The following is a 24,393-nucleotide window of genomic DNA, read 5'->3' on the forward strand; positions in this document are numbered from 1 at the left end:
TTCTTCTATTATGGGTAATTATAAATATAGAACATGCTTTTCTTGTGCTACAATTTCTTCACTATGAGTTACAACAATAACTGTTTTTCCCTGTTCACTTAACTCATGCAATATATTCATAACAATCTCACTATTTTTTTTGTCTAAGGAACCAGTTGGTTCGTCTGCTAATACAATCGAACATTTCTTTAGCATTAAACGAGCTAACGCAACTCTCTGCTGTTCGCCACCAGATAATTGATAGACTTTTTTGTTAATTACTTTCTGTAAACCAACTTTTTCAAGAGCTTCATTTATTGAAATATCCGTTCTACCTGATTTTTTTATTATTTCTAGATTTTCTTTTACTGTTTTGTTTTCCAAAAGGGCAAAATTTTGAAATAAAAATCCAACAACTTCTTTGAAATATTTCTGCTTTTTTCCTTTTTTTGCCACATCAAAACCATTCACAATAATAGAACCTTTGTCAGGAGTTTCAATACCTCCAATCATATTAAGTAAAGTACTTTTTCCGCATCCACTTTCGCCACTAATTACCAAAAAACGGCTATCTGGAATTTCCAAATGAAAATTTTTGAACAAAATTTTATCATTATATGCTTTGCATAGATTTTCAATTGTTATCATAAGCAACCTCCTTTTAATGATTTCGGTATGTTTGTTTTTTCAACAATTGTGATATTAAAGAAAATAATTGTAAATTCTATTAGTGCCATAAATGAACTAACAAGAATGCTAATTCCTACTTCAGTCTGTACCGATAATAAAGAATAGATAAGCATACCTACTAATATCACAAAATTTTCCACTACAATCATTTTAAGAAGTGTTTTGTGCCGTTCAAATAAACTATATCCAAAGATTTTCATCAAGGAAATTTTCATTGCATTTTCTCGGAACTCTAGTCTACTTACTGTAACAATAATCATAATATTTAAAAGCAATACAATCGTACAAAGAGAACTTAAAAATCCCACGAGTTTTATTAAAAATGTGTGATTATATAAATACTGTTCATGTACGTTTGTAATTACTAGCTGATAATTTCCAAGCATATCTTCATACTTTTTGCTGATATTTCTTAGCTGTTTTTCATCACATTGAAATAAAACTGCTCCTGCTTTATAGCTTTCAAGATACCCACCATTGACTGCTAAATCTTTGTTTGCCTGATAAATAATTATCGGATTTTTGCTTTTTTCGATACCATTTATTCTACTTGTATCTAAATAGGAAAAGTATTCTGTTTCGCTATACTCTATGTACTGAATATTTAATTGTTGTAAATTATCATGATTTAAAACATGGCTCAAGGAGTCATAGGCTAATTGCTTGTTTTTAGCAAAATATCTATTCTTTGGAATGAAAATAATCAAATCAGAAGATTCATTCTCTACTGCATTTATCTGCTTCGTAAAACCTTGTAACATATCTTTTGCATGATTATTTACATATATCACATCATTTTTATCATTTAAAATATTCAAGCATATTACAGGCTTTAATGTGTTATATTCATTCTTGTATAGTTTATTCCAAAAAGCTTCTTCTTTTTCAGCATTAAAATCAGTAGTCTTTACGGTAAAATAATTTGCATCATAATATTCTTCTAACAAATGTTCATTTGTAAATAGGTTATTATGAATACTACTAATATTAGTGGTAATTGTAAAAACAGCGGCTACCCCTGCTATAAATTTTAACGAATAAATTAAAAAATCCACTCCTCTTTTGTGTGTTGCATTTGCGAATGCCTTTCTAATATCAAAAAAGCAAAAAGAACAATATGGAATAGTGGAAAGAATAATTCCAATGGAATATAAAATTGTGACGAGTCTATTCTCATATGCTCCCGATATATAATTTGACAGCAATATTTTTGCAACAATAAATAATGCAATGTCAAAAGTTACATCGAATAAAGCAGCCTTAAATGCTATGAAACCAGCACTTTCTCCTAAGGAAACTCGTACAACAACCTCTTTTTTTCGCCTAACCACTTCAATTACATTTAGAACAATCATCAATGCAATAATCATACCCCATATAATAAAAATCATGTCCTTTTCCGTAGAATTCCAATATTCTGGATAAGTTAAGCTATATTTTTCTGATAATTTCTGATATGCAGAGATAATATTGTCCTCATTTCCTATGTATGAGATAAAGTTTTCATAACCCACAGAGGTACTTTGCAATTCTGAGAGATTATGAAATTTTACTTTCGTAATTCCGGAAACTAAAGCGGTATATTCTGATTCTTCTATGTTTGCAGTATTTTTTAATGTTTGTCTGATTACTTTATCATCGCCATAAATATGAAGTGTTGAAAGGTATTTATTATTGATTTCATTGTACTGAGAAAAAATATGTACATCATTCTCCGTTGCAGTTTCTGATACATCTTTCAGAAACTGCGACATATCTTCACTAGCAACTTCATAGCGTGATGACGTAAAATATGCTGTAGAAAAGTTCCAAAGCTGATCTTGAAATATTTCAGATTGCATAAGTATTCCAAAAATCAGGAAACAAAACAAACATAAGTTTTTAATTGCTTTCATTTATTTCAACCCCAGATTCCATACTTTATTTGCTTTTTCAAATATCGTAGTCAATATTGTGCTATTTTCATCAACAATCCATTGATCTTCTTGATCTTCAGCTTTTTTGCTACTTGACAACATAATTTGAGTATTCAAATCCTTATAGTCATTAAATAGCACGCCTTGACTTATTCCTTGGTGAAATGGTTTTATCCAAATAATTAGTGCATATCGAACATCTGACTCAGCTATCGCAAGATTTCCATTCCAAAGCAAATAATCAGGGACAGACACACTATACTGGAATCCATCTTTATCTGTGTAAATTTTTACTCCAGATTCTTCTATTTCAGGGAAGTCTTTCTGAAATTCGTTATATGGTTTATAACTCCCGAAGTACCAAAATAAATTATAGCAACAGAACAAAATAACCAAAACAATTCCTATATATTTTATTTTTTTCTTCATTTATATACACTCCACAAAAAAGAGTGGTTGGAATTCCAACCACTCAGCCATTATCCCGAACCTTTGTTTAGTAGCTATTACCGTAGGTAATACTATTTCCTTTATGAGCAACCTCAATTTTAGACCAATTACCTTTACCAACATTTGAACCCGAAAAAGAACCATTTCCATTCTTGACATATGCGTAATGATCTTTAGTTGAATGATATGCGTGTGCATAATCTTCATTAATAGCAAGAGTATTATAACCATAAGTCAAAACACCTTTTCCGTCATCAGATGTAGTGCTCAATTCCCACTTTTTATCAAATGTCTTATTCCCGTTTGTAACAGAAAATGCCATTACTGGAATTGATGAAGAAATTAACATTGCACTAATAGCTACCCCTACAATCACTTTCTTTGCTCTCATAAGTTTTACCTCCTTTGATCTGCTGTATTTCTATTTATATTTTATCAAATATTTTGTATCAAGTCAATCAGTATCTTGACTTATATAGCGTCGAATTGTAAGATATATTCCTTGTAAAATTAACCAAAAGAACAACAGATTTATTGATAATGCTTTTTTAATTACTTCTCCAAAATAAATGATGACAGCCGCACTTGTCAGTATCATCAGTAGGGTAATAACATCCCAACAGTTTTTCTTATATAATTCTATAACCTTTATTTCTATCAGTATTGCCAGTATCCCTGTCCCTGCCACACATATTCCAACAACCAATATCATCAATAACCAATATATGATTCCGGCTATAATCTCATTTGGAATTTTTGTGCTGATTTGTGCCACAGATTGCCCGGCATCAATCGTCCAACCGATAAAAGTTTGTATGAATGATGCTGCATCATGGAAGAATGATTTGCAATCGGAAAGGAACACATCTGACTGTACTGCCTGAAAAAGAGTGGTTGTCAGCGAATACCATGCAAGAAGGAACAAGGTTGTTTGGAACATTACCGTTTTTGCTTTATATTGTCCTGCAAGTTGCTCTTTTTGTGTTTCGTATCTTGCTTTTGCATTCTGATAGGCTGTCCGGTCACAGGCTTCGCATTTTTTATAGAGTACCGGCTTTTCTACCGGTATCTCTACGATTTTCTGATGTGTCCGGGCATAATCCCGTTGTTGTGTTAAGCATCGTATTTTATCTTGACATTCCTCTATCGTGACGTTTGCGCTTCGCAGCTTCTCTTTCTCGCTCCGCAATGCTCTGTCTGCCAGCTTCAAGTCGTTCTTTAATGCTTGAATATTCCCGGCTCTGTTCTCTTTGTTTAATTTCTCGTTCAAGGTCAGAGATTCGTTGAGCTGCGTCTTCAGTTCCACGATAAGCTGGTCTTTCTGTTCCAACTCTTCTTGTATCTCCTCGGTCAAGAGCAGAAGTTCTTCCAACTGTTCGGCGTTCTTTAATTCTCTGGATTCGTTCATCTATATCACGTCCTTTCTCTACCTGCTGTTCCAGTTCAGCAATTCGGTGTTCTGTTTCAGTAATAAACTGTTTTCGCTGTTCAGCTTCTGTGCCAATATCTGCCATTGCTGATTTTCGTTTTCCAAAAGTTCTATCTTCGTTTTCTGTTCTTCCATCTTGGAAAGTAGTTCCTCGGTATTTGGCAAAATGTTGAGCAGCTCGGATAACTCGCTGTTTAATTTTTGCAATTTCTGATTCTGTTCCTGCATAAGAGAGAGTTGGGTGTCCCGGTTCTGCATTTCCAGAAGCATTTCTGCCATTAAGGTCTGCTGTTCTTCGATTTGCCCAATCATGGACTCCATTAAGGGTATAATTTCCCGGCTTTCTTCTAATGTCATTTAATCGCTCCTTCCATAATGATAATGCACCTGATACTTTCCCAAAGGTGTCCAGTATCTTTTGCAATAACGTGTTTTGTTGTTTTATGATTTGATTTTCCGCTACTTTCCACGAACCTTTTATTTCCTGCCCGGCAAGAAACTTTTGTTCAATCTTTCTTGCGTCAGCACCTTCATGGATGGTAGGAATCTGGAGTTTTCCCTGCTTTTCGTAAGAACGGTGATCGACCTGATTATGCAAAGGCAGATGTTCATTACACACCTTTGCCCACTCGCTCCGCCACAGTTCACAGTTTTTTGGATTGTTCCATCCCGTAGCATCGGTCAGTACCCGTTTCCATTGCAGGCGGTTTCTTGCACCAATCTTCTGGATTCCGTTTTCATCTAATACAGGGATACGGATTCCATGACGGTCAGGGTTTTTCTTATCCTGCCACCAGTTCGGATGGGATTCATCAATCACGATATTTCCGCTTTTATCTCTGACAAAATCCCAATCTTTGACTTCTTTCTTCCCCCAAGAATGATCCGGGTTAAAAGGGCGCATTGTCAGAAGCAGATGGACATGAGGATTGCCATCCCCTTTGTCGTGGATACTCCAATCAGCACACATTCCCTTATCCACAAATGTTTTTTTGATATAGTCGGCTGTATATTGAATCTGTTCCTGTCTGCTCCATTCTTTGGGGAGGGCAAATTCAAATGACCTGCCAAGTTGGGCATCTGCACTTTTTTCAATCTTCAATACCTCATTCCATAACCGTTGTTTCTGAAATGTGATTTTAAATTTTTCTAAAGCAGCTTCTTTATCTTCTGACCTTTTGTATCGGACAGATTTTTGAAAGCGTTTTATATTTTCTTCTGGTACTATCTGCCATTCAGGAGGTGCGTTTTCGCACATCATCAGACTGGTGTAGACCACTTCTTTTTTAGAAGTGTAATAACTGATTCGCCCGGTTTCCTCGTTTTTCATCACATCCCCATTGAGATATGCGGAAGCGGAGATAACAGATTTCCCTTTACTTCGTCCGACTATTTTGATTGTGTAATGAAAAATCGCCATGTCTGGATTCCCCCTTTCTGCACATCCGGCATAGATTTCCGGCAACATTGCTTTCAGTTTTAGAAAAAGCAGTATTGCCGGAACGCCCTCTGCGTAAGAGTGCCCTGCGCATAGCAGCCTGCATGGAATGCGCCCCTCTGGCGAAGAGTGCCTCCTGCGGCATGAGCAGGTCTGGCTGAAAGCCCCGCCGACGGAACGAGCCCGGCAAGCGTGAGCGAAGACCGGTTGCCACTTGTGGCAAACTTATTGGGACGACCTCTGGTTGTCCATAAGTGCGCCCTTCATGAAAAAGCAATGAAGGGAATGAAAAACTCATCCCCCCCCGCCATTACACTTCCTCCATATCGGTATGTGTTTCTTTCTGCATTGCCTTTGAAAAAAATTTCCCATTGGCTTCCTGCTTTTTCAGAAAACCAATCAGCTTTGGGATGTCCTCTTCCTCGATAGGCGCACCGAGAACGGATTCCACCGCACCGCCAACCTGACAGAGCCTATGGGTTCGTTTTTTACTTTCTTCGGCTTTCTTTCGTTTCAGAAGTTCTTTCTTCTGTGCTGCATATCGTTTTGCTTTTTCAAGGCTTTCCTGTTCCTTCTTTTCCATTTCAAGCATTCGTTCTTCATAACTTTTTGTTGATTTTGCCATGATTACATTCCCCTTTCTTTTACAAACATAAGTTCTCGGTTGCGTATCAGAAGAAGCACATGGTATAATCTTCTTGCGTGTAGGTATATCATGGCTTCGGTCTGATAGAACCTTTGGCGGTTTCTTTGGAAGCCGCCTTTTTAATTTGCCGCAGTTCTTGTTACGGCTTTTACATTTCCTCTATCCCTCAAATCACGACCTTCATTCGCTTCCATAAACATTTCCAGAATATCGGTTTTAATCAGGACTTTGCGACCAACCTTTAATACTGGAAGTTTCTTCCATTCTACAAGCTGTCTTAAGGTGTTTCTGCCGATTCCCGTATAGTCAGCAGCTTCTTCGATGGATAATGCAATTTTTCTTTGCGTCATATAATCACCTCCTTATAAATTGCATTATGCAATTCTTGTGATGTAAGTATATCCTTTTCATATCTTTTTGTCAAGCGTTACGAAATATTAAAAATAATTTTTAAGTTGCATATTGCAATTACAGAAAAACAATGCTATAATTCATACATACCGAAAAAGGAGGCAGTCAGCATGAAAGATAAAGAACTACGCAAGCTGATAGGCAGCAGAGTAAAACAGCGCCGTCTGGAATTGAATCTGACACAGCCTTATGTCGCAGAAAAGATGGGTGTTACCGCTTCTACAATCCTGCGTTATGAGAATGGTTCGATTGACAATACGAAAAAAATGGTGCTGGAAGGTCTTTCGGAAGCACTCCATGTATCTGTGGAATGGCTCAAAGGGGAAACAGATGAATATGAAACCGACATTACGGATAAGAGAGAGTTACAGATTCGTGATGCGATGGGAGATATTCTGGAACAGTTACCGCTTGCCCTTACCAAAGAAGAAGATGCTTTTTCAAAAGATTTATTACTGCTGATGTTAAAACAATATGGTCTGTTTTTGGATTCCTTCCAGTTCGCCTGCAAAAACTTCAAGGGGAATGCTGGTCAGACGGATATTGCCAAAACAATAGGGTTTGAATCGAATGATGAATATAATGAGATTATGTTCTTAAGGGAAATCACTCACACCATCAATGCTTTTAATGAGATGGCAGACGTTGTAAGGCTCTATTCCAAGAAACCAAAAACAGCAGAACAAAGGCTTGCAAATCTTTTATCAGAAGTCTTATACGAAGATTCCGAATCGGTATAGTAAGACAACCGGAGTTATGATATACTTACACGCACGAAGCATTTCATCAGTTCCGATTGTCTAATATCGAAAGGAGACATACGATTATGGCAAAAGGATCTGTAAGAAAAAAAGGAAAGAAATGGTACTACCGCTTCTATGTAGAGGACGCAAGCGGCAATCTTGTTCAGAAAGAATGCGTTGGAACAGAAAGCAAAAGTGAAACTGAAAAGCTGCTCCGTCAGGCAATGGATGATTATGAGAAAAAGAAATTTGTTGCCAAAGCGGAAAATCTCACAGTCGGACAGCTTTTGGATGTGTGGGCAGAGGAGGAATTAAAAACAGGTACGCTCAGCAATGGTACGGTGGAGAATTACCTCGGAACAATCCGAAATATCAAGAAACACCCATTGGCAGAACGGAAACTGAAAAATGTAACCTCTGAACATTTGCAATCCTTCTTCGATTTGCTTTCCTTCGGGGGAGTTCATCCCGACGGAAAAGAGAGAAAGGGTTACAGCAAAGATTATATCCATTCTTTTTCCGCAGTCATGCAGCAGTCCTTCCGTTTTGCAGTATTTCCAAAGCAGTATATTACGTTCAATCCCATGCAGTATATTAAACTGCGGTATCAGACGGATGAAGTGGATTTGTTTTCCGATGAGGATATGGACGGAAATGTCCAACCAATTTCACGAGAAGATTATGAAAGATTGCTTGCTTATCTGCAAAAAAAGAACCCAGCCGCAATACTTCCAATCCAGATAGCCTATTATGCCGGGCTTCGTATTGGAGAAGCCTGCGGTTTGGCATGGCAGGACGTAAATCTGGAAGAACAATGCCTTACCATAAGACGCAGCATCCGATATGATGGCTCAAAGCGCAAATATATCATCGGACCAACCAAGCGGAAAAAAGTAAGGGTTGTTGATTTTGGAGATACACTGGTAGAGATTTTCCGTAATGCCCGGAAAGAGCAGTTAAAAAATCGAATGCAGTACGGAGAACTTTATCACACGAACTACTACAAAGAGGTCAAAGAGAAAAACAGAGTGTACTACGAATATTATTGTTTAGACAGAACAGAGGAAGTCCCGACAGATTATAAAGAAATTTCTTTCGTCTGTTTAAGACCGGATGGTTGTTTGGAACTTCCAACTACTTTGGGGACTGTTTGCAGAAAGGTGGCAAAAACATTAGAGGGATTTGAAGGCTTTCATTTCCACCAGTTACGTCACACCTATACAAGCAACCTTTTAGCAAATGGAGCTGCCCCAAAAGATGTGCAGGAATTGTTGGGACACTCAGATGTCAGTACCACAATGAACGTCTATGCTCACTCCACAAGAGATGCGAAACGAAAATCAGTTCGGCTTCTTGATAAAGTGGTGGGCAATGACTAAAAAATTTCCCTTATTTCCCTTGTGATTATCTCATAAGGGCAAAAATAAGGGAAACTACATATCATTTCACTAATGGACAGGCGGGAAAGCCTATAAAATGGGGAAAGTTAGAGGAATAATTATATAAATTCCAGTTTAACGAACAGGAGATGATGAACGCATGAAAATCCTACATGAACTTTCTTGGCTATGGGAAACGCTGGGCATTGCGCTTTTGGCGGCGGCTATCTGCATAGCTTGCGCCGCGCTGATCTGCAAGGCAGCGAAGAAGAAACTCAGCAAAAAGGTATTGGCTGTCATAGGGGCTGCGGCATTTGTAGGGGCAATTCTGGCGATCATTCTGATCGCCCGGACACCGATGCCGCTTTGACAGAATAGGAGAAACTGACAATGATTGTTCTTACAGAGCAGATAGAGATTCCGGCTTCCTATGAAAAATTAAAGGCATGGACTGCTAACTTTGAGGAAGAGTTTGTGAAATGGAGTCCCTACCACATCGAATGCAATCTCTATAACGGAAACTATAACGCAGGAAGCAAGATCCGCTTCCGCGAGATCGTCATGGGGCTGGACTACGATGTGACCGGCACAATTACGGAATGCGAACAGGATGAGAACCACTTCCGCATTGTATTCCGGAGCGACAAGAAAACGGCGTTCATCACCTTTGAAGGGAAAAGAACCAAAACAGGATGCCATTTCTCTCACACCGAGGCTTTCGGCATGACCACGCCGGTAATTGGGGCGATCATGAATTTCCTGATCTTCAAGGTGTTTTTCAGGAAAAAGGCAAACTGGCAGCTTATCCGGGATGATATGATTCTGGATAACAGGTATTTATATGACATTCTGACCGAAGGAAAATACCCGGAAAGAATCCCGCTGGACAAACTGCTGACCGGCGCGAAGTAACCGAATGGGAGGGCTTGATCATGCCGCTTCAAATCGTCAGAAATGACATCACAAAAATGAAGGTGGACGCCATCGTCAACGCTGCCAACGAGTCGCTGCTGGGTGGCGGCGGTGTGGACGGCTGCATTCATCGTGCCGCAGGACCGGAGCTGCTGGCAGAATGTGAAACGCTCCACGGCTGCGAAACCGGGAGCGCAAAAATCACGAAGGGCTATAAGCTACCCTGCAAATATGTCATTCATGCAGTAGGTCCGCGCTGGCATGACGGACGGCATGGTGAGCGCGAACTACTGACATCCTGCTATCGGACATCGCTCATGCTGGCGAAGGAATACGGATGCGAGTCGGTTGCGTTCCCTCTGATTTCCTCCGGCATTTTTGGCTATCCGAAGGATCAAGCTCTCAAGGTTGCGATTGACACCATCAGCAGTTTCCTTCTTGAAAACGAAATGACGGTGTACATCGTCATCTTCGACCGCAAAGCCTATCAGATCAGCGGGAAGCTATTTGCTGATATTGCAGCGTACATAGATGACCGCTATGTGGACGAGCATACCGATAGTCGTTCTGAGCGTCTGCGCAGAATGAGTGCCTTCCGGATGGAAGAACCCATACCTTGCGAGTCATCCGTTTGTGATGAAGCTATTGAAAAGCTCGCAGCTCCTATGGCAGTCAGTTCTGAAAAGGCAGCAACTCTTGACGATGCACTGGGACAGATCGATGAGAGCTTTTCGGAGATGCTTCTGCAGAAGATTGACGAACGCGGCATGACGGACGCACAGTGCTACAAGAAGGCGAACATTGACCGGAAACTCTTCTCGAAGATCCGCTCGGACAAGTCCTACAAGCCTTCCAAGCCCACAGTCATTGCGTTTTCCATTGCCCTTGAGCTGCCCCTTGCGGAAATGAAGGATATGCTCATGAAGGCTGGTTTTGCACTCTCCCACTCCAACAAGTTTGACATCATCGTGGAGTATTTCGTGGAGCATGGGAACTATAACGTCTTTGAGATCAACGAGGCTCTGTTTGCCTTTGACCAGAGCTTGATAGGAGCATAAGGCTTATGGATAAAGTATTTCAGAAATTTTTGCGGAGTGGTATTGACCTTTCGCCCGTAGGGGTGGAGCGTCGTGAAGATAATAACCCCTACTTTTGCACGCCCAAAGGTGCATCTATTTTTGGCTGGGCGGGTGTGGATGGCATCCACTTCTGCTTTGTTCGAGGCTTTGGCGGCGTGGTTTTTTCCGTTAGTCCCATGAACTCGGCTCCTGATTATGTTCATCCGTTGGCAAACAATTTTGAAGACTTTTTGAGGCTGCTCCTTGCTTGCAGTGATTCGGCAGCGTTGGAACAGGCGTGGATGTTGGATAAGTCCCAATTTGAAGCCTTTTTGCGGGATAACCCTCCAACGCAGGATCAGCAAAGAACGCTATTAGAGCTTGCCGAGAAAATGAAATTGACGCCTATGGAACAGCCGTGGGCATACATCAAAAAACTGCAAGCATCTTTTGATTACAGCAAGATCAAGTACACCGAGGACTATTATGATGTTGATATGAACCCGGAAGCAGAACTGACCATGCCTGAGTGGAAGGTCTACTTTGAGGGAAACTTCTGGGGACATTCGGGAAAAGGCCGTGCCGGAACGGAAATCCGGTTGAATAAGCAATTTGACTGGGCTGGGCATCATTGGGTTATTCCTGCGGCGTATTCTTGCAGTAAGGGACTCGTCATGGACTTTTGTATGCGCACCCCAGATGAAGACATTCGTAAGTTCATGACTAAATGGGATTTACACCCCGAAAACGACTCCTGCGAATACTTCACACAGGAGCAGCAAATGCAGATAGATTTAGACAATCCACTTTGCCTTGACTTTATTCCTCGTTTGGAATTGAACGGGAAAACAATGCTGACCTCCCACGGCTGTTCGGTGGTCTTTAATCCATGTTTGCCGGACAGGATGATCAATGAAGCGGAAGCAAAGTGGGCATTAGAACACTATGGTTTGGATACATCCTATGGATGGATGATTTTTCGGGCAGCTTTTCCATGGACAAGCAAACGCCGTCCTGAAATAAAAGCCCTCTCCCTTACAATGGAACAGCAGTCACGCCGTGTCCCGGGACCGCATTTCAAGACACACGCTCCCGGCGATTCGTTTTCTTTTTCCCATCCGGTCAGCGGAACAAAATATACATTGACCGTTCAGGAAATGGAGCAGCAAACAATTTCTGAAAAGTTCGTTGGTTCCGACCGGTGGTTCTATCCCACGCATTTTACTGCTATGAGCTATACGCTTTCTCCTGAACCGGACAATGATATTTCGATCTGTGATTGCGCTGAGGGAGACAAGCCTTTAGAAATTGCCTCATGCTCTGACCGCTATGCACCAGAGGCACAAAACGATATTGCTTGTATCGGCATTATCGGCGGAGCGGACGGTCCAATCGCAATCGTGTGTGGAGGCAGCTCAAAAGAAAAACTCCATGCGGCTTGTTCCTCTCTACACTTTGAGCCGGTGGAGGGTGATATTGAATGGCGTGTCGTATTCAACATTAAAAACTCTAATGAAATGTCATTAGAGCTAATCTAAGAAGAAAGCGGAGGCAAAGAAGATGAAGCAACGCACTTACATCGCAATCGACCTGAAATCCTTCTATGCCTCCGTGGAGTGCAGGGAGCGCGGCTTAGATCCTCTGGACACAAACCTTGTTGTCGCGGACGAAAGCCGGACGGACAAGACCATCTGCCTTGCCGTCACGCCCTCCCTCAAGAGCTACGGCATCTCCGGACGCGGGCGGCTGTTTGAAGTCAAGCAGCGGGTGAAGGAAGCGAATGCCGGACGGCAGCACGACGCACCGGGACACAGACTGGACGGCACATCGCACTTCTTCTCGGAGCTGCAAGCAAACCCGTCTCTGGCGATTGACTTCATCATCGCGCCGCCTCGGATGGCGTACTACATGGAGTACAGCACCCGCATCTATCAGGTCTATCTCAAGTACATTGCGCCGGAGGACATCGTAGTCTACTCCATCGACGAGGTGTTCATGGACGTGACGGACTACCTGAATACCTACAAGCTCTCGGCACATGACCTCGCCATGAAGATCATCCTCGACGTACTTGAGACAACCGGCATCACAGCAACCGCCGGGATCGGTACGAATCTTTTCCTCTGCAAAGTGGCAATGGACATTGTGGCGAAGCACATCCCCGCCGACAAGAACGGCGTCCGCATTGCGGAGCTGGATGAGATGAAGTTCCGGCGTGAGCTTTGGACGCATCAGCCCCTCACGGACTTCTGGCGCGTAGGTCGAGGCATTGCCAAGAAACTTGAACAGAATGGAATGTTCACCATGGGCGATGTTGCCCTCTGTTCCGAGCGGAACGAGGACTTGCTTTACAAGCTCTTCGGCAAGAATGCGGAATTGCTCATCGACCATGCGTGGGGCTGGGAGCCAACTACCATTGAAGCAATCAAGGCATACCGTCCCAGCTCCAACAGCCTCAGCTCCGGTCAGGTATTGCACTGCCCCTATGAGCCGCAGAAGGCGAAGCTGGTTGTCCGGGAAATGACGGACTTGCTTGTGCTGGACTTGGTGGACAAGGGGCTTGTCACCGATCAGATGGTTCTTACCGTTGGCTATGACATTGAGAACCTGACCGATCCGGCGCGGCGGGCAAGGTATCACGGCGCGGTGGAGAAAGACCCCTATGGTCGGGAGATTCCCAAACAGGCGCACAGTTCTATCAACCTTGGCGAACACACATCATCCACGCGCAAAATAATGTGTGCTGTGTCAGAACTCTTCGACCGGATTGTGGACAAGAATCTTCTTGTCCGCCGTATGTATGTTGTGGCAAATCATGTCCTGCCGGAAGTGGACGCGCCGAAGAAAAATGACGGTGCTGTTCAGCTCGACCTCTTCACCGACTATGCCGCCGAAGAGGAAAAGCGGAAAGCCGAAGACGCTGCCTTGGAACGGGAACGAAAAATTCAGAAGGCTGCTCTCGCCATCAAGAAGAAGTACGGAAAGAACGCGATCCTCAAGGCGATGAATCTTGAAGAAGGCGCAACCGCAAAGGACCGAAATGCTCAGATCGGCGGGCATAAGGCGTGAACAGCAATTCAATTTCAAGGAGAAAATATTTTGAGAACATACAAGGATAAAGAGGAATTAAAAGCCGAAATCAGCAAAGGCTTTGAAAAATACATTGCTGAATTTGATTCTATTCCGGAAGCCCTAAAAGATATAAGAGTAGCCGAGGTGGACAGAACACCGGCTGAGAATCTTGCTTATCAGATCGGTTGGACAACGCTGCTTCTAAAATGGGAAAATGACGAGAAGCGCGGAGTTGAAGTGAAAACACCATCAGAACTGTTTAGGTGGAATCAGCTGGGCGATCTATACCAATGGTTCACAGATACATACTCTCATTCATCCTTAGTGGAATTGAAGGATCAGTTAAAAGGAAACGTTACTTCTATCCAGACAATGATTGATTCTATGAGTGAAGAAGAGTTATTTCAACCGCACATGAGAAAGTGGGCAGATGATGCTACCAAAACAGCGGTATGGGAGGTTTACAAGTTTATTCACGTCAATACCGTTGCTCCCTTTGGAACATTTAGAACGAAGATCAGGAAGTGGAAAAAGGCAACGCTGTAACTATTATTTGACTGTAAAAGGAGATGTGGGATGCACATGAAAAGCAAATATGATGAGATTATGGGGCGTCCTCACCACGTCTCCAAGACGCGACCACAGATGCCAATGTCAGATCGTGCGGCGCAGTTCGCTCCCTTCGCAGCACTCACCGGCTACGATGCTGCCATCAAAGAAACCGGGCGTCTAACCGATGATAAGATCGAGCTTGACGAGGAAGCATTGACTGCATTGGACATGAAGTATCAGCTTCTCATGGACGCCCTTGATGATGCACCGGAAGTCACCATTACCTACTTCCAGCCTGATGAGCGGAAGGCTGGCGGCAAATATATAATGGCAACCGGCGCGCTCAAAAAAGTCGATGATTTTGAGCGGCGAATCACCATGCAGGACGGCACGAAGATTCCGATGGATGACGTTATAAGCATTGACGGGGAGCTGTTCTCATCGCTGGAATAATGTCGCTTGCCATGCGACCAAACGAAGTGAATACCAAAGTACAATATGACTGTAAGGTGAGACACCAAGCAGTCATATTTTTATATGCGGAGGTACTGAACATGAGAAAGAACTTAACGGAGATCGTATTCATCCTTGACCGCAGCGGCTCAATGAGCGGACTGGAAGCAGACACCATCGGAGGCTTCAACTCCACGATTGAAAAGCAGAAAAGGGAGAATGGCGAGGCATTGATCTCTACCGTCCTCTTTGACAACGTGAGCGAGGTTATTCATGACCGTGTACCGGTTCAGAAGGTCGAGCCGATGACCGACAAGGACTATTACGTTCACGGCTGTACTGCCCTTCTGGATGCTATTGGCGGAGCAATTCATCACATTGGAAATATCCATAAGTACGCAAGAATTGAGGATGTGCCTGAACACACGCTGTTCGTCATCACAACGGATGGCATGGAGAATGCAAGCCGCCGTTATGATAGCGAGAAGGTCAAGAAGCTGATTGAGCGGCAGAAGGAAAAGTACGGCTGGGAGTTTCTATTCCTCGGCGCAAACATTGATGCAGTTGAGACGGCAAAGCATTTTGGAATCGGAGCAGACCGAGCGGTCAACTACCACTCTGACCGCGAGGGAACGCAGCTCAACTATGAAGTTCTGAGCGAAGCGGTTTCCGCTGTCCGTTGCAGCGTACCGCTAGGTACGGATTGGAAAAAGCGTATTGATGAGGACTTCAATTCCAGAAAGGACGGGAGAAAGCAATGAGAACGATCACTGTAAAAGGGACAGGCAATGCCTCCGCCAGACCGGATTACATCATCCTCTCCCTGAACATTGAAGTCTTATCCGAAACCTATGACCACGCAATGTTGGAAGCTTCCGTGAGGATTGAAAAATTGCAGGGTGTTGCTGTCCGCGTTGGGTATCGCAAAGAAGACTTGAAAACCACGAGCTTTGATGTCCAGACAAGGTACGAGAACGTCAAGGATCGGCAAGGAAATTACAAGCGGGAGTTTGTGGGATATGCTTGCACCTACCGCCTAAAACTCGCCTTTGACTTCGACAGCAAGCAACTTGCACAGGTTATTTCTGCGATTGCAGAATGCGGTGCGAAGCCGGAACTCAGCATTGCGTTTACGGTGAAAAACCCGGCAACGGTAAGCGAAGAGCTCCTGAACAGCGCGACGGAGAACGCCAGAGCGAAGGCGGAGATTCTTTGCAAGGCGTCTGGCAATGCGCTGGGACAGCTACTCAATATCGACTATAGCTGGGGCGAACTCAATGTGTATTCCAGAACGAGCTATGAGGTCGAAGACTGTATTCAGCCTCTTATGGCAATGAGCAAATGCGCTGCACCCGAAATCGAGCCGGATGATATTGACGTATCGGACACCGTGGCTTTCACATGGGAAATCCAATGAATTTTTGACTTTTCTGAAATCTGGTACTCAACAAACGCTCTTATTGTGTCCGTTGTAAAGTGAAGGGACATTTCACGGAGGAATCTTCGGGGAATACGATTTTGGGAGATTAGCAAGCAAATCCGGTGAGTACCCACCGGAGAAAAATCAGTTAAGGAGACCCTGCCCTTAACATCAGATTTTTGCTTGTTGGGATAGTCCCAAACCCTTCTAATCTTTACGACGGAGGGCGCAGCATGGTACGAAGAACGCGAGACATTCAGAAGAAGATTTGGCTGACACCACAGGAAGAACGAACGATTGCAAAGAAGATGGAAATGATCGGCACGGAGAACTTCGGTGCGTATGCAAGGAAGATGCTGATCGACGGTTACATCATCGTTGTAGACTACACGGAGCAGAAAAAGCTCGCCGCCGAAATCAACAAGATCGGCGTGAACATCAATACCGTCTGCCGCAGGATCAACTCGACGGGACGATTCTATCAGGACGATATTGACGAGCTGAAAGAAAAGATGGACGCGGTATGGCTGTTACTAAAATCAAAGCAATCCGAGGAACTTTGAGCAAGGCAATCGCGTACATTCTGAATCCCGAAAAGACAGACGAGAAGCTGCTGGTCTCGTCCTACGGCTGTGCCAGCGAGACCGCAGCGCGGGAATTTGAATGGACGCGGAAAATAGCCGAGCAAAAAGGGATGAATCCGGTCAGGATCATAGCCCGTCATGTGATCCAGTCCTTTGAAATCGGAGAGGTCACACCGGAGCTTGCCCACGAGATCGGCAAGCAGTTTGCAGATGAAATCCTCGGAGGAAAATATGAGTATGTGCTGACCACTCACATTGACAAAGACCATGTTCATAACCACCTGATTTTCAATGCGGTTGACTTCGTGGACTACCACGCATATAAGAGCTACAAGCGGATTTACTATGATATGCGCGAGGTCAGCGACCGGCTCTGTAAGGAAAACGGTCTCTCTGTTATCCCTCCCTCTCAGAACAAGGGCATGGGCTACAAGGAGTACACCGAAGCCAAACGCGGCACGAGCTGGAAGCAGAAACTCAAGCAGACCATCGACCGGATTGTCATTACAGCGAAGGATTACGATGATTTTTTGCGGCTCATGCAGGAAGCTGGTTATGAAATCAAGACCGGCAAATACATCTCCTTCCGCGCTAAAGGTCAGGAGCGGTTTACCCGGTCTAAAACCATCGGAGAGAACTATACCGAGGAACGCATCAAAGAGCGGATTGCCGGACGGACGCCCCGAAGAAGTCAGAGACAGACCACGCCAAAGGGCATCTCTCTCATCAGAGATATTCAGGAGCGGATCAGGCTCATCGACAGCAGGGGTTATGAGTATAAAGCCAAGCTCACAATCCTCAAGGAAGCGGCGCGGACGCTTAACTATCTCACGGAAAACAGCTTGCTCCAATACGCCGATCTTGAAAAGAAGGTCGAGGACGTTCACAGCTCCTATGACCGCACCGGCAAGGAACTGAAAGGCGTCGAAGCGCGACTACGGGAAGTCCAACCGCTTATCAAAAACATCTCCAACTACCAGCGCCTAAAACCCGTATATGACGCCTTCCAGAAGGCGAAAGACAAGCCGAGCTTCAAGGCAAAGCACGAAGCCGAACTTGTGATCTTTGAGGCGGCGCGGAGTACGCTGCTTGCCATGCAGGGCGATGAAAAACTGCCGAGCTTGAAGACACTGCAAGCGGAACAGCAGCGACTTCTTGAAGAGCAACAGCGGCTCTATGATGAACGTGCGAAGCTCAAAAAAGAAGTAAAGCAAATAGAGACGATCAAGTCTAATGTTGATACATTTCTCGCTTCCTCTGCTGACCATGACCGTGATCATCTGCGCAGCACACAGCGCGAATAATCTCGTCAAAAGCAGGGCATCTCCTGTTGATCGGAGGTGCCCTGCATCCTTGAGAGAAGGTTCGAGAAATTGAAACTTTTTCTTTAATTTCTGCATCAACGGATTGCTTTTGAGAATGAAATCCAGTATAATATTATAAGCGATGTTGAATGCAAGCAAGTGAAAGGATGGTTGCCGTGCACATAAGCTATAAGAAACTATGGATGCTTCTTCTGGAACGCGACATAAAGAAGGCTTCTCTACGACATGAAGTAGGGCTGTCTGCCGGAACATGGACAAAACTGAATAAGGGGGAAGAAGTGTCCCTCTCTATTTTGCTGCGCATTTGTGATTACTTGAACTGTGACATCGGAGATATATGTGAGGCTGTGCGAACGGACAAAAACTGAGTCCGGTTTTTCGTACAGCTCTTTTTGTTGAATAAAAATCGCTCAACTCTCCGCAGGAAAGGAGCAATTTATGGGCAATTCAGTCATGTTGAATGGTATCGAATATGCCGGAGAACAGATTGCCTACAAAGGCAGCACCTACGAGATTGTATCGAAGGTTGCCTACCTGATCGGCGTCCCGCTCCGTATTTTTCAAAATGAACACGAGCCGCCAAAGATAGAGATATACAGCCGGCTTGAACAGGATAAAAATGCCCGCATCATTCGTAATCTATGTATCATCCGCACCGCCATTGAGCGCAACTACCGGAAAATAAATGACATCATGCGAATGGAGTATCGAGGGCTGCTTTCAATGCCAGAGATCATCCCGGCTTCCAGTATGCAGCAGCTTTCAAATGACGGAATCAACTTTATCAAAAAGGCGAGTACAAAGCTCTGCCACCACATTATCGAGATCAACCGGCTGATTTCAGACCGCATTAACAACTGCAAAAGCCTCTTTCCAATCTGGATTAACTGGGCGTACATAAAAGAGCTGTTCATCATGCCAAACGGCTTGACAGAGGACGGAACGAAAGATGCTGCGGACATCTATTACGCAAGTCTCTCCTACTACCCCTATCAAATGTATATCAACTGGGTACCGATGGACGAGGGTAATGTCCTCTATAATGATAAAAAGTTTGCTACCCTGCTTTATCAATGGCATTGCGACGCCTTCACGGAATACAGTAAAGTCTCCGATGCAGGGGCTTTTGTAAAAAACAATATCTACGACTTCATAGATGACAGTGAGAAAACCGTATTGGTAGTGGACTGCGAAAACTCCGACCCGTACAAGCTGTGCGCCACGCTCAAAAATCTTGATTATGAGGTCATGCAGAAAATTACGGCGATCATTCTCTTTGATGACGTACATACTGCTACGGCGTGGCGGATTCTTGAAAACTACACCCGCATCCCCGTTGAACATATCATGATTGAGCGGATCAAGCAGAACAAATCACTGGTAGACATCAAGCTCACCGCAAGAGCCTGTCAGGAACACTACCAGAAGCAAGTGGATTCCTTCGTCATCGTCTCAAGTGATTCCGACTACTGGGGGCTTATCTCTTCCCTGCCGGACGCCAGATTCCTTGTCATGATTGAGCGGGAAAAATGCGGACCGGATATGAAGGCGGCACTTGCAGAATCCGGGATATTCTACTGCTATCTGGATGACTTCTACTCCGGCAACAGCGAGGACATCAAGAAAAACGCACTATTCAAGGAGATGTACCGCTGGATTGACAACTCCGTTCACCTGAATGTCAACGATATGTTTGATGCGGCTCTGCGAAACACGCGGATAGAAATGTCTCCCGCAGAGCGGCGGCAGTTCTATGAGAAGCACATCAGGCACATGACGCTGACCATCGACGAGAACGGAAACGTCAGCATTGAACTGAAACGCGGATAACCTTGGTTTCTATTCCGGGAGGAATGTGGATGGACAACAGATTCTATTTTGGATTCAATACATCGGAGGAACGGAAAAAGCGCAGAAAAGCAGAGCTGTACTCCATGAGTGAGCAAGTCAGCACCTTCTTTTGGGATGAAGCCCCGCAGCATGGATTGGAAACGCGTGAGGGGCAGCAGGATATGTCCTTTGAGATTGTGGACGCCCTCATAAATGATCAACATTTTGCGATTGAAGCTGGCGTGGGCATTGGCAAATCCTTTGGCTATCTTGTGCCGGTGCTGCTGTACAGCAAACGCATGAACAAGCCGGTTATCATCGCAACCTCGACCATCGCGCTTCAAGAACAGCTCTGGCGTGATGTCCACGCGGTAATGCCCCTTCTTGGGCTGAACAGAGATGTGATTCTGGCAAAAGGACAGACTCACTATCTCTGCAACAAACGCGCAGATGAGTATATGTGCGATCCGAAAGCAGCTCCACCGGACGCGCTTAAAGAAGGAATCCAGCAAGGGTATGAGGAACGCAAGGATTTCCCGGAGGTTTTGCCGCAAGGCGTCTGGGACAAGGTAAACGTGCAGCGGTTCAGCATGAAGAATTGCGGCTCCTGTGAAAAGAAGTGCAAATATTACAAGGTCCGTGCAGCATTGAAGTTTACGGATGGCGTTGTTCTGTGCAATCAGGACTTTCTTACCCAGCATCTCATGAAACTACGACGCGGGCAGGACGGACTGATTAACGCCGCCGCTGATCTGCTTGTCGTGGATGAAGCGCACAACTTGGATGATAAGGTGCGGAGTGCCACAACGGAGCGTTTCGGGCAAGGTATGCTCTTTGGAATGATTAAAAGCGCATTCTATGAACTGCGACCCTCTGACCAAAGCAGTGTGTCCGGTGAAAAGCGAGAGGCAGAGAGCGCAATCATCGCCTTCTATAACTGCCTGAAAGCACAAGTTCAAAAGCAGATCGACGATGCAGATCAGGATATGCGCTACGCTGACCGCTTTTTTTTTGACCAAAGCGGCAGTGCGATTGAACTGCTTACCGAGATGAACGCCGCCATACACAACCTTTCGTCCAGCATTCAGATTTATTCCAGCATGGATTTCAGAAACAACCGTTCCTTTGCTGCCTCTGATGATCTGGATGCCGTCAGCGAGTCCCTTTCAGAGCTTCTTGACCGGATAGATGATATGCTGATCTGGATTGAGCAGCACGGCAGCAACACGGAACTCGTCTATTGCCCTAAAAACACAAAAGAAATTGTGAGCCGCCTATACTTCAATGGTGATGAAAGAACCATCTTGACCTCTGCCACGCTGACGAACGCCACGAGCGGGTCTCTGGAAGAACAGTATTCTTACTTTATCAGCAATACCGGCTTTCCCGCTGGTGATCGCGGCTGCTTATCCGAGCCAAAGCCTTCCCCATATCCATACGATGAACACGCCATGATCTACTATTGCGACGATCTCCCGCACCCGACCAGAGAACATGAAGCCTTCATTGAAAAGGGTGTGGAGCGGCTGCTTGAGATCCTGAGCATTTCCAATGGAAAGGCACTCGTGCTGTTTACGGCAAAGACCGACATGGAAGAGGTCTACTCCATTCTCAGTGAGAAAAATCTTCCGTACAAAATCCTGATGCAGCAGCCGGGATCGTCGCAGGACAAGGTGCTGCTTGAGTTTAAGGAAGATACGAACTCCGTACTTCTGGGGACGGGTGCATATTGGGAAGGAATCAGCATTGAAGGAAAAAGCCTTTCCAATGTCATCATTTTCCGGCTTCCGTTCCCTGTCCCCGATCCAATTATCGAGTATAAGTGTTCCGTCGCAAAGGATGCCCTGATGGATGTCCGCGTTCCCGAAATGATTATCAAGCTCAAGCAAGGTATCGGGCGATTGATCCGCAATTTCACAGACACCGGCATTGTCTGCATTATCGACCGAAGACTGCGGGACGAGCCGCCGGAACGCTATCATGACATTACATGGGACTCCCTGCCTATCAAAAATCGGACAAGCAGTTTGGACGAACTTAGGAAGTTTTACGAAGGTCTGCCCTCAGCCAAGGAATGATGATACAAACGGCAGTCTCTTCGGAAACATAGAGCAGCCCCCCAAAAAACGACAATCAGAAAACGGAGGTGTATCATGTTGTACAATGAAAATCTGCACGAAGAAGAACAACATCTGATCCAGCAGATTGCCGAGCAAACAGAGAGAGGAAAAATCGACTGGGAACTGACAGAGTATAATCCGCTGTCATTTCTGAATGAGGACAAGATAGACAAAAACCCAGCAGTAATCTGTCAGTCCTTCTCCTTTGAAGCGATCATCGGCGGCTCCCGTTTCGAGCTTGATGTCATGGAGAATATTGATGTGCCGTCCGGTATGGGAGACTACACCATAACCTTGACGCGGGATGAAACCGAAAATTATCTTAAAATTGAGGATGCGCTTTCCTTTGACTGTGACCGCTATGAATGCACACCGGAGGAAGTCGCAGAGCGATTTGCGGACAGCCCCATTGTCCGTCTCTGCAACGCTATCATTCCTGCCACGCTTGGGCAGGAGGATTTAGAAGAGGTCTTCACATGGGCAAGGTTTTTCAACGAGACTGGCATTTCTGCAAAGCTAATGAATCATCCGCTGACCAAGCTCTGTGAAAAGCTGTTCGACGAACACCGTTTGATGGACTTCCATCGCTGCATCTTGGATGTGGACTATCGAAAGCTGCTCCTAAATGAACTGGCTCATAACTAAGACACGGAAAAACGCCCCCGACACTGTGCCAGACGCACAGTGCCGGGGGCGTTCCCGTTTCCAGCGATTTATTTTTCCCTCGGCAATGGACTGTCCATAAGGTGACACTTTCCGTTTTGCGATGCCGCGAAAATTCGATGTGTTCCATGGAGATGTTCACTGGGCAGCATACGCCGTACACGTTTCCAATAATCACTGAGCAGTGCAATGGGTATTCGCTATCGGGAAATACTTCACGGTTTTCACAACGCTTGATTCAGAAGGGATTTTTTTGCCTTATTCCCGCGTGACATCAAGGGAAACCGGATTGATGACGATGATGGTCTTGCCCTTTTTGTGGGCATATCTCACGGTATTCCCGGTACCGCTGGGGCATCCATTCCATACTGCGAGAATATAATCGGCGTGATCGACCATGTACCGATTTCTCTTGTCCATGCAGTCCGGCGTGTACTCCCGTTGCAGCATGGTCTCCTTGTCACACTTTGCCGCGATATTATAATACCGTTCCCGTGAAGCCACAGACCATTTGATCGCTTGTGTCTCACAAGGGATTGCGCTTTCCAGAGTAATGCGAGGGTATTTTGATTTCAAATCGAGTACAATTTCCGCAGCGTACATATCGACGCCAAGAGCCATGCCGGTAATAAAATGCGTGACGCCCTCGTTCTCGATGAGTGCTACAATCTGATCCCGCATAACAGACTTCAAAGAAGTACAACGCTTATCGGATTCATCAAAGCCGAACGGAAGACTCTGTGGTCTATGACCGGTAAACGCACAAGTCTTGCCTTGAACGGATTGCTTTTCAGCTTTTTGAGCAGACTTTCTAAACTCAATAATGCGCGACATGACACCCCTTCTTTCACTCTTTTGGTAGGTAACTCCATTCTATCACCCTCATCACGGACAGTCAACGCATTGTCGTTAGTAAAATCAACGACAGCGTGCCGTGGATAATGACACCGCCGTTAGGTACACTAAATGCAAAGGTGGTGAGGCTATGCGCGAGAAGAAGGACATCAATATTGAAATCGGCGGCAATATTCAAGTGGCAAGAGAACAGGCGGGCTATACGCAGGACACGCTCTCAGAAATGCTTGGCATGACGCCGAATCACCTGAGTGCTATTGAGCGTGGTGCTTCCGGTATCTCTCTCGAAGCCTTGCAGCGTCTTTGCCGTTTGCTCGGCGTCAGCGCAGACCGAATTATTTTTGGGACTGACGCGCCAGAAGCGGAAGCCCTTGCGCTTGCCAGACGTATTTCGGATATTAAGCCGGAATACCGGCAACAGGTTCAAGAGCTGCTGTCCGCTATTTTGAATATGTCGTAAAAAAAGAG

General features: G+C 44.7%; 27 protein-coding genes. 18 read left to right on the forward strand and 9 right to left on the reverse strand.

Annotated elements, in window-relative coordinates; all coding sequences use genetic code 11:
• Window positions 1–18: 18 nt before the first annotated feature.
• The 8 genes from DW806_RS12060 to DW806_RS12100 form a co-directional block, all read right to left on the reverse strand.
• The gene (locus DW806_RS12060; RefSeq protein ID WP_005608342.1) at window positions 19–627 is read right to left on the reverse strand and encodes an ATP-binding cassette domain-containing protein; all 609 of its coding nucleotides are present in this window, start codon (window positions 625–627) and stop codon (window positions 19–21) included.
• Window positions 624–2,564 (reverse strand): DUF1430 domain-containing protein, encoded by a 1,941-nt coding sequence (locus DW806_RS12065; protein WP_005608344.1) that lies wholly within the window; start codon window positions 2,562–2,564, stop codon window positions 624–626. The genes DW806_RS12060 and DW806_RS12065 overlap by 4 nt, the downstream gene beginning before the upstream one ends.
• Complete coding sequence (locus DW806_RS12070) at window positions 2,565–3,014, reverse strand: hypothetical protein (protein ID WP_004843525.1); 450 nt, start codon at window positions 3,012–3,014, stop codon at window positions 2,565–2,567.
• A gap of 67 nt (window positions 3,015–3,081) precedes the next feature.
• Window positions 3,082–3,426 carry a broad-spectrum bacteriocin mediterrocin MdcF gene (mdcF, locus tag DW806_RS12075; protein ID WP_008402210.1) on the reverse strand — a complete coding sequence of 115 codons (345 nt, stop codon included), beginning with the start codon at window positions 3,424–3,426 and terminating at the stop codon, window positions 3,082–3,084.
• 63 nt (window positions 3,427–3,489) lie between these two features.
• Window positions 3,490–4,245 carry a DUF6040 family protein gene (locus tag DW806_RS12080; RefSeq protein ID WP_330378863.1) on the reverse strand — a complete coding sequence of 252 codons (756 nt, stop codon included), beginning with the start codon at window positions 4,243–4,245 and terminating at the stop codon, window positions 3,490–3,492.
• Entirely contained in the window at window positions 4,163–5,884 is a 1,722-nt protein-coding gene (locus DW806_RS12085) for a MobA/MobL family protein (protein WP_040893156.1), read from the reverse strand. The genes DW806_RS12080 and DW806_RS12085 overlap by 83 nt, the downstream gene beginning before the upstream one ends.
• A 328-nt stretch (window positions 5,885–6,212) precedes the next feature.
• Entirely contained in the window at window positions 6,213–6,527 is a 315-nt protein-coding gene (locus DW806_RS12095) for a hypothetical protein (RefSeq protein ID WP_005608351.1), read from the reverse strand.
• Between the two features lie 140 nt (window positions 6,528–6,667).
• Window positions 6,668–6,898, reverse strand: a complete 231-nt coding sequence (locus tag DW806_RS12100; protein ID WP_004843519.1) for a helix-turn-helix domain-containing protein — start codon at window positions 6,896–6,898, stop codon at window positions 6,668–6,670.
• A 171-nt stretch (window positions 6,899–7,069) separates the two neighbouring features.
• Between DW806_RS12100 and DW806_RS12105 the strand changes: the two genes are divergently transcribed.
• The 17 genes from DW806_RS12105 to DW806_RS12185 all read left to right on the forward strand — a co-directional run bounded on the left by DW806_RS12105 (window position 7,070) and on the right by DW806_RS12185 (window position 23,052).
• The gene (locus DW806_RS12105) at window positions 7,070–7,699 is read left to right on the forward strand and encodes a helix-turn-helix domain-containing protein (protein ID WP_005608353.1); all 630 of its coding nucleotides are present in this window, start codon (window positions 7,070–7,072) and stop codon (window positions 7,697–7,699) included.
• A gap of 86 nt (window positions 7,700–7,785) precedes the next feature.
• Window positions 7,786–9,081 carry a tyrosine-type recombinase/integrase gene (locus DW806_RS12110; RefSeq protein WP_005608354.1) on the forward strand — a complete coding sequence of 432 codons (1,296 nt, stop codon included), beginning with the start codon at window positions 7,786–7,788 and terminating at the stop codon, window positions 9,079–9,081.
• 160 nt (window positions 9,082–9,241) lie between these two features.
• Window positions 9,242–9,451 (forward strand): hypothetical protein, encoded by a 210-nt coding sequence (locus tag DW806_RS12115; RefSeq protein WP_008982901.1) that lies wholly within the window; start codon window positions 9,242–9,244, stop codon window positions 9,449–9,451.
• 20 nt (window positions 9,452–9,471) lie between these two features.
• Window positions 9,472–9,993, forward strand: a complete 522-nt coding sequence (locus DW806_RS12120) for an SRPBCC family protein (RefSeq protein ID WP_110441594.1) — start codon at window positions 9,472–9,474, stop codon at window positions 9,991–9,993.
• 20 nt (window positions 9,994–10,013) lie between these two features.
• Window positions 10,014–11,051 (forward strand): O-acetyl-ADP-ribose deacetylase, encoded by a 1,038-nt coding sequence (locus DW806_RS12125; protein WP_118730104.1) that lies wholly within the window; start codon window positions 10,014–10,016, stop codon window positions 11,049–11,051.
• Window positions 11,052–11,056: 5 nt separating this feature from the next.
• Entirely contained in the window at window positions 11,057–12,589 is a 1,533-nt protein-coding gene (locus DW806_RS12130) for a hypothetical protein (RefSeq protein WP_118599744.1), read from the forward strand.
• 22 nt (window positions 12,590–12,611) lie between these two features.
• Window positions 12,612–14,120, forward strand: coding sequence for a Y-family DNA polymerase (locus tag DW806_RS12135; RefSeq protein ID WP_118730105.1), 1,509 nt, complete (start codon window positions 12,612–12,614; stop codon window positions 14,118–14,120).
• Between the two features lie 30 nt (window positions 14,121–14,150).
• Window positions 14,151–14,669 carry a ClbS/DfsB family four-helix bundle protein gene (locus tag DW806_RS12140; RefSeq protein ID WP_110441591.1) on the forward strand — a complete coding sequence of 173 codons (519 nt, stop codon included), beginning with the start codon at window positions 14,151–14,153 and terminating at the stop codon, window positions 14,667–14,669.
• Window positions 14,670–14,705: 36 nt separating this feature from the next.
• Window positions 14,706–15,128: a hypothetical protein gene (locus DW806_RS12145; protein ID WP_118564765.1), complete on the forward strand. Its 423-nt coding sequence runs from the start codon at window positions 14,706–14,708 to the stop codon at window positions 15,126–15,128.
• 101 nt (window positions 15,129–15,229) lie between these two features.
• Complete coding sequence (locus tag DW806_RS12150) at window positions 15,230–15,889, forward strand: vWA domain-containing protein (RefSeq protein WP_117570225.1); 660 nt, start codon at window positions 15,230–15,232, stop codon at window positions 15,887–15,889.
• The gene (locus tag DW806_RS12155) at window positions 15,886–16,545 is read left to right on the forward strand and encodes an SIMPL domain-containing protein (protein ID WP_118730106.1); all 660 of its coding nucleotides are present in this window, start codon (window positions 15,886–15,888) and stop codon (window positions 16,543–16,545) included. The genes DW806_RS12150 and DW806_RS12155 overlap by 4 nt, the downstream gene beginning before the upstream one ends.
• 236 nt (window positions 16,546–16,781) lie before the next feature.
• Window positions 16,782–17,111 (forward strand): plasmid mobilization protein, encoded by a 330-nt coding sequence (locus DW806_RS12160; RefSeq protein ID WP_118730107.1) that lies wholly within the window; start codon window positions 16,782–16,784, stop codon window positions 17,109–17,111.
• Window positions 17,072–18,436: a relaxase/mobilization nuclease domain-containing protein gene (locus tag DW806_RS12165; RefSeq protein WP_199677311.1), complete on the forward strand. Its 1,365-nt coding sequence runs from the start codon at window positions 17,072–17,074 to the stop codon at window positions 18,434–18,436. Before DW806_RS12160 ends, DW806_RS12165 begins: the two co-directional genes overlap by 40 nt.
• Before the next feature lie 149 nt (window positions 18,437–18,585).
• Window positions 18,586–18,825: a helix-turn-helix domain-containing protein gene (locus DW806_RS12170; protein ID WP_118730109.1), complete on the forward strand. Its 240-nt coding sequence runs from the start codon at window positions 18,586–18,588 to the stop codon at window positions 18,823–18,825.
• A 70-nt stretch (window positions 18,826–18,895) separates the two neighbouring features.
• Window positions 18,896–20,287 (forward strand): NYN domain-containing protein, encoded by a 1,392-nt coding sequence (locus DW806_RS12175; RefSeq protein ID WP_118730110.1) that lies wholly within the window; start codon window positions 18,896–18,898, stop codon window positions 20,285–20,287.
• A 29-nt stretch (window positions 20,288–20,316) separates the two neighbouring features.
• Window positions 20,317–22,365 carry an ATP-dependent DNA helicase gene (locus DW806_RS12180; protein ID WP_118730111.1) on the forward strand — a complete coding sequence of 683 codons (2,049 nt, stop codon included), beginning with the start codon at window positions 20,317–20,319 and terminating at the stop codon, window positions 22,363–22,365.
• Between the two features lie 75 nt (window positions 22,366–22,440).
• On the forward strand, window positions 22,441–23,052 hold the full coding sequence (locus DW806_RS12185; protein WP_118730112.1) for a hypothetical protein: 612 nt from the start codon (window positions 22,441–22,443) through the stop codon (window positions 23,050–23,052).
• A gap of 276 nt (window positions 23,053–23,328) precedes the next feature.
• On the opposite strand, the gene DW806_RS12190 is transcribed toward DW806_RS12185, so the two are convergent.
• Window positions 23,329–23,904 (reverse strand): SLOG family protein, encoded by a 576-nt coding sequence (locus DW806_RS12190; protein WP_117570213.1) that lies wholly within the window; start codon window positions 23,902–23,904, stop codon window positions 23,329–23,331.
• A gap of 151 nt (window positions 23,905–24,055) precedes the next feature.
• On the opposite strand from DW806_RS12190, the gene DW806_RS12195 reads away from it, so the two are divergent.
• Complete coding sequence (locus tag DW806_RS12195) at window positions 24,056–24,385, forward strand: helix-turn-helix domain-containing protein (protein ID WP_117570214.1); 330 nt, start codon at window positions 24,056–24,058, stop codon at window positions 24,383–24,385.
• The last annotated feature ends 8 nt before the right edge of the window (window positions 24,386–24,393 follow it).

The organism is Butyricicoccus sp. AM32-19, assembly GCF_003480365.1.
Lineage (GTDB): Bacteria > Bacillota > Clostridia > Oscillospirales > Butyricicoccaceae > Agathobaculum > Agathobaculum butyriciproducens.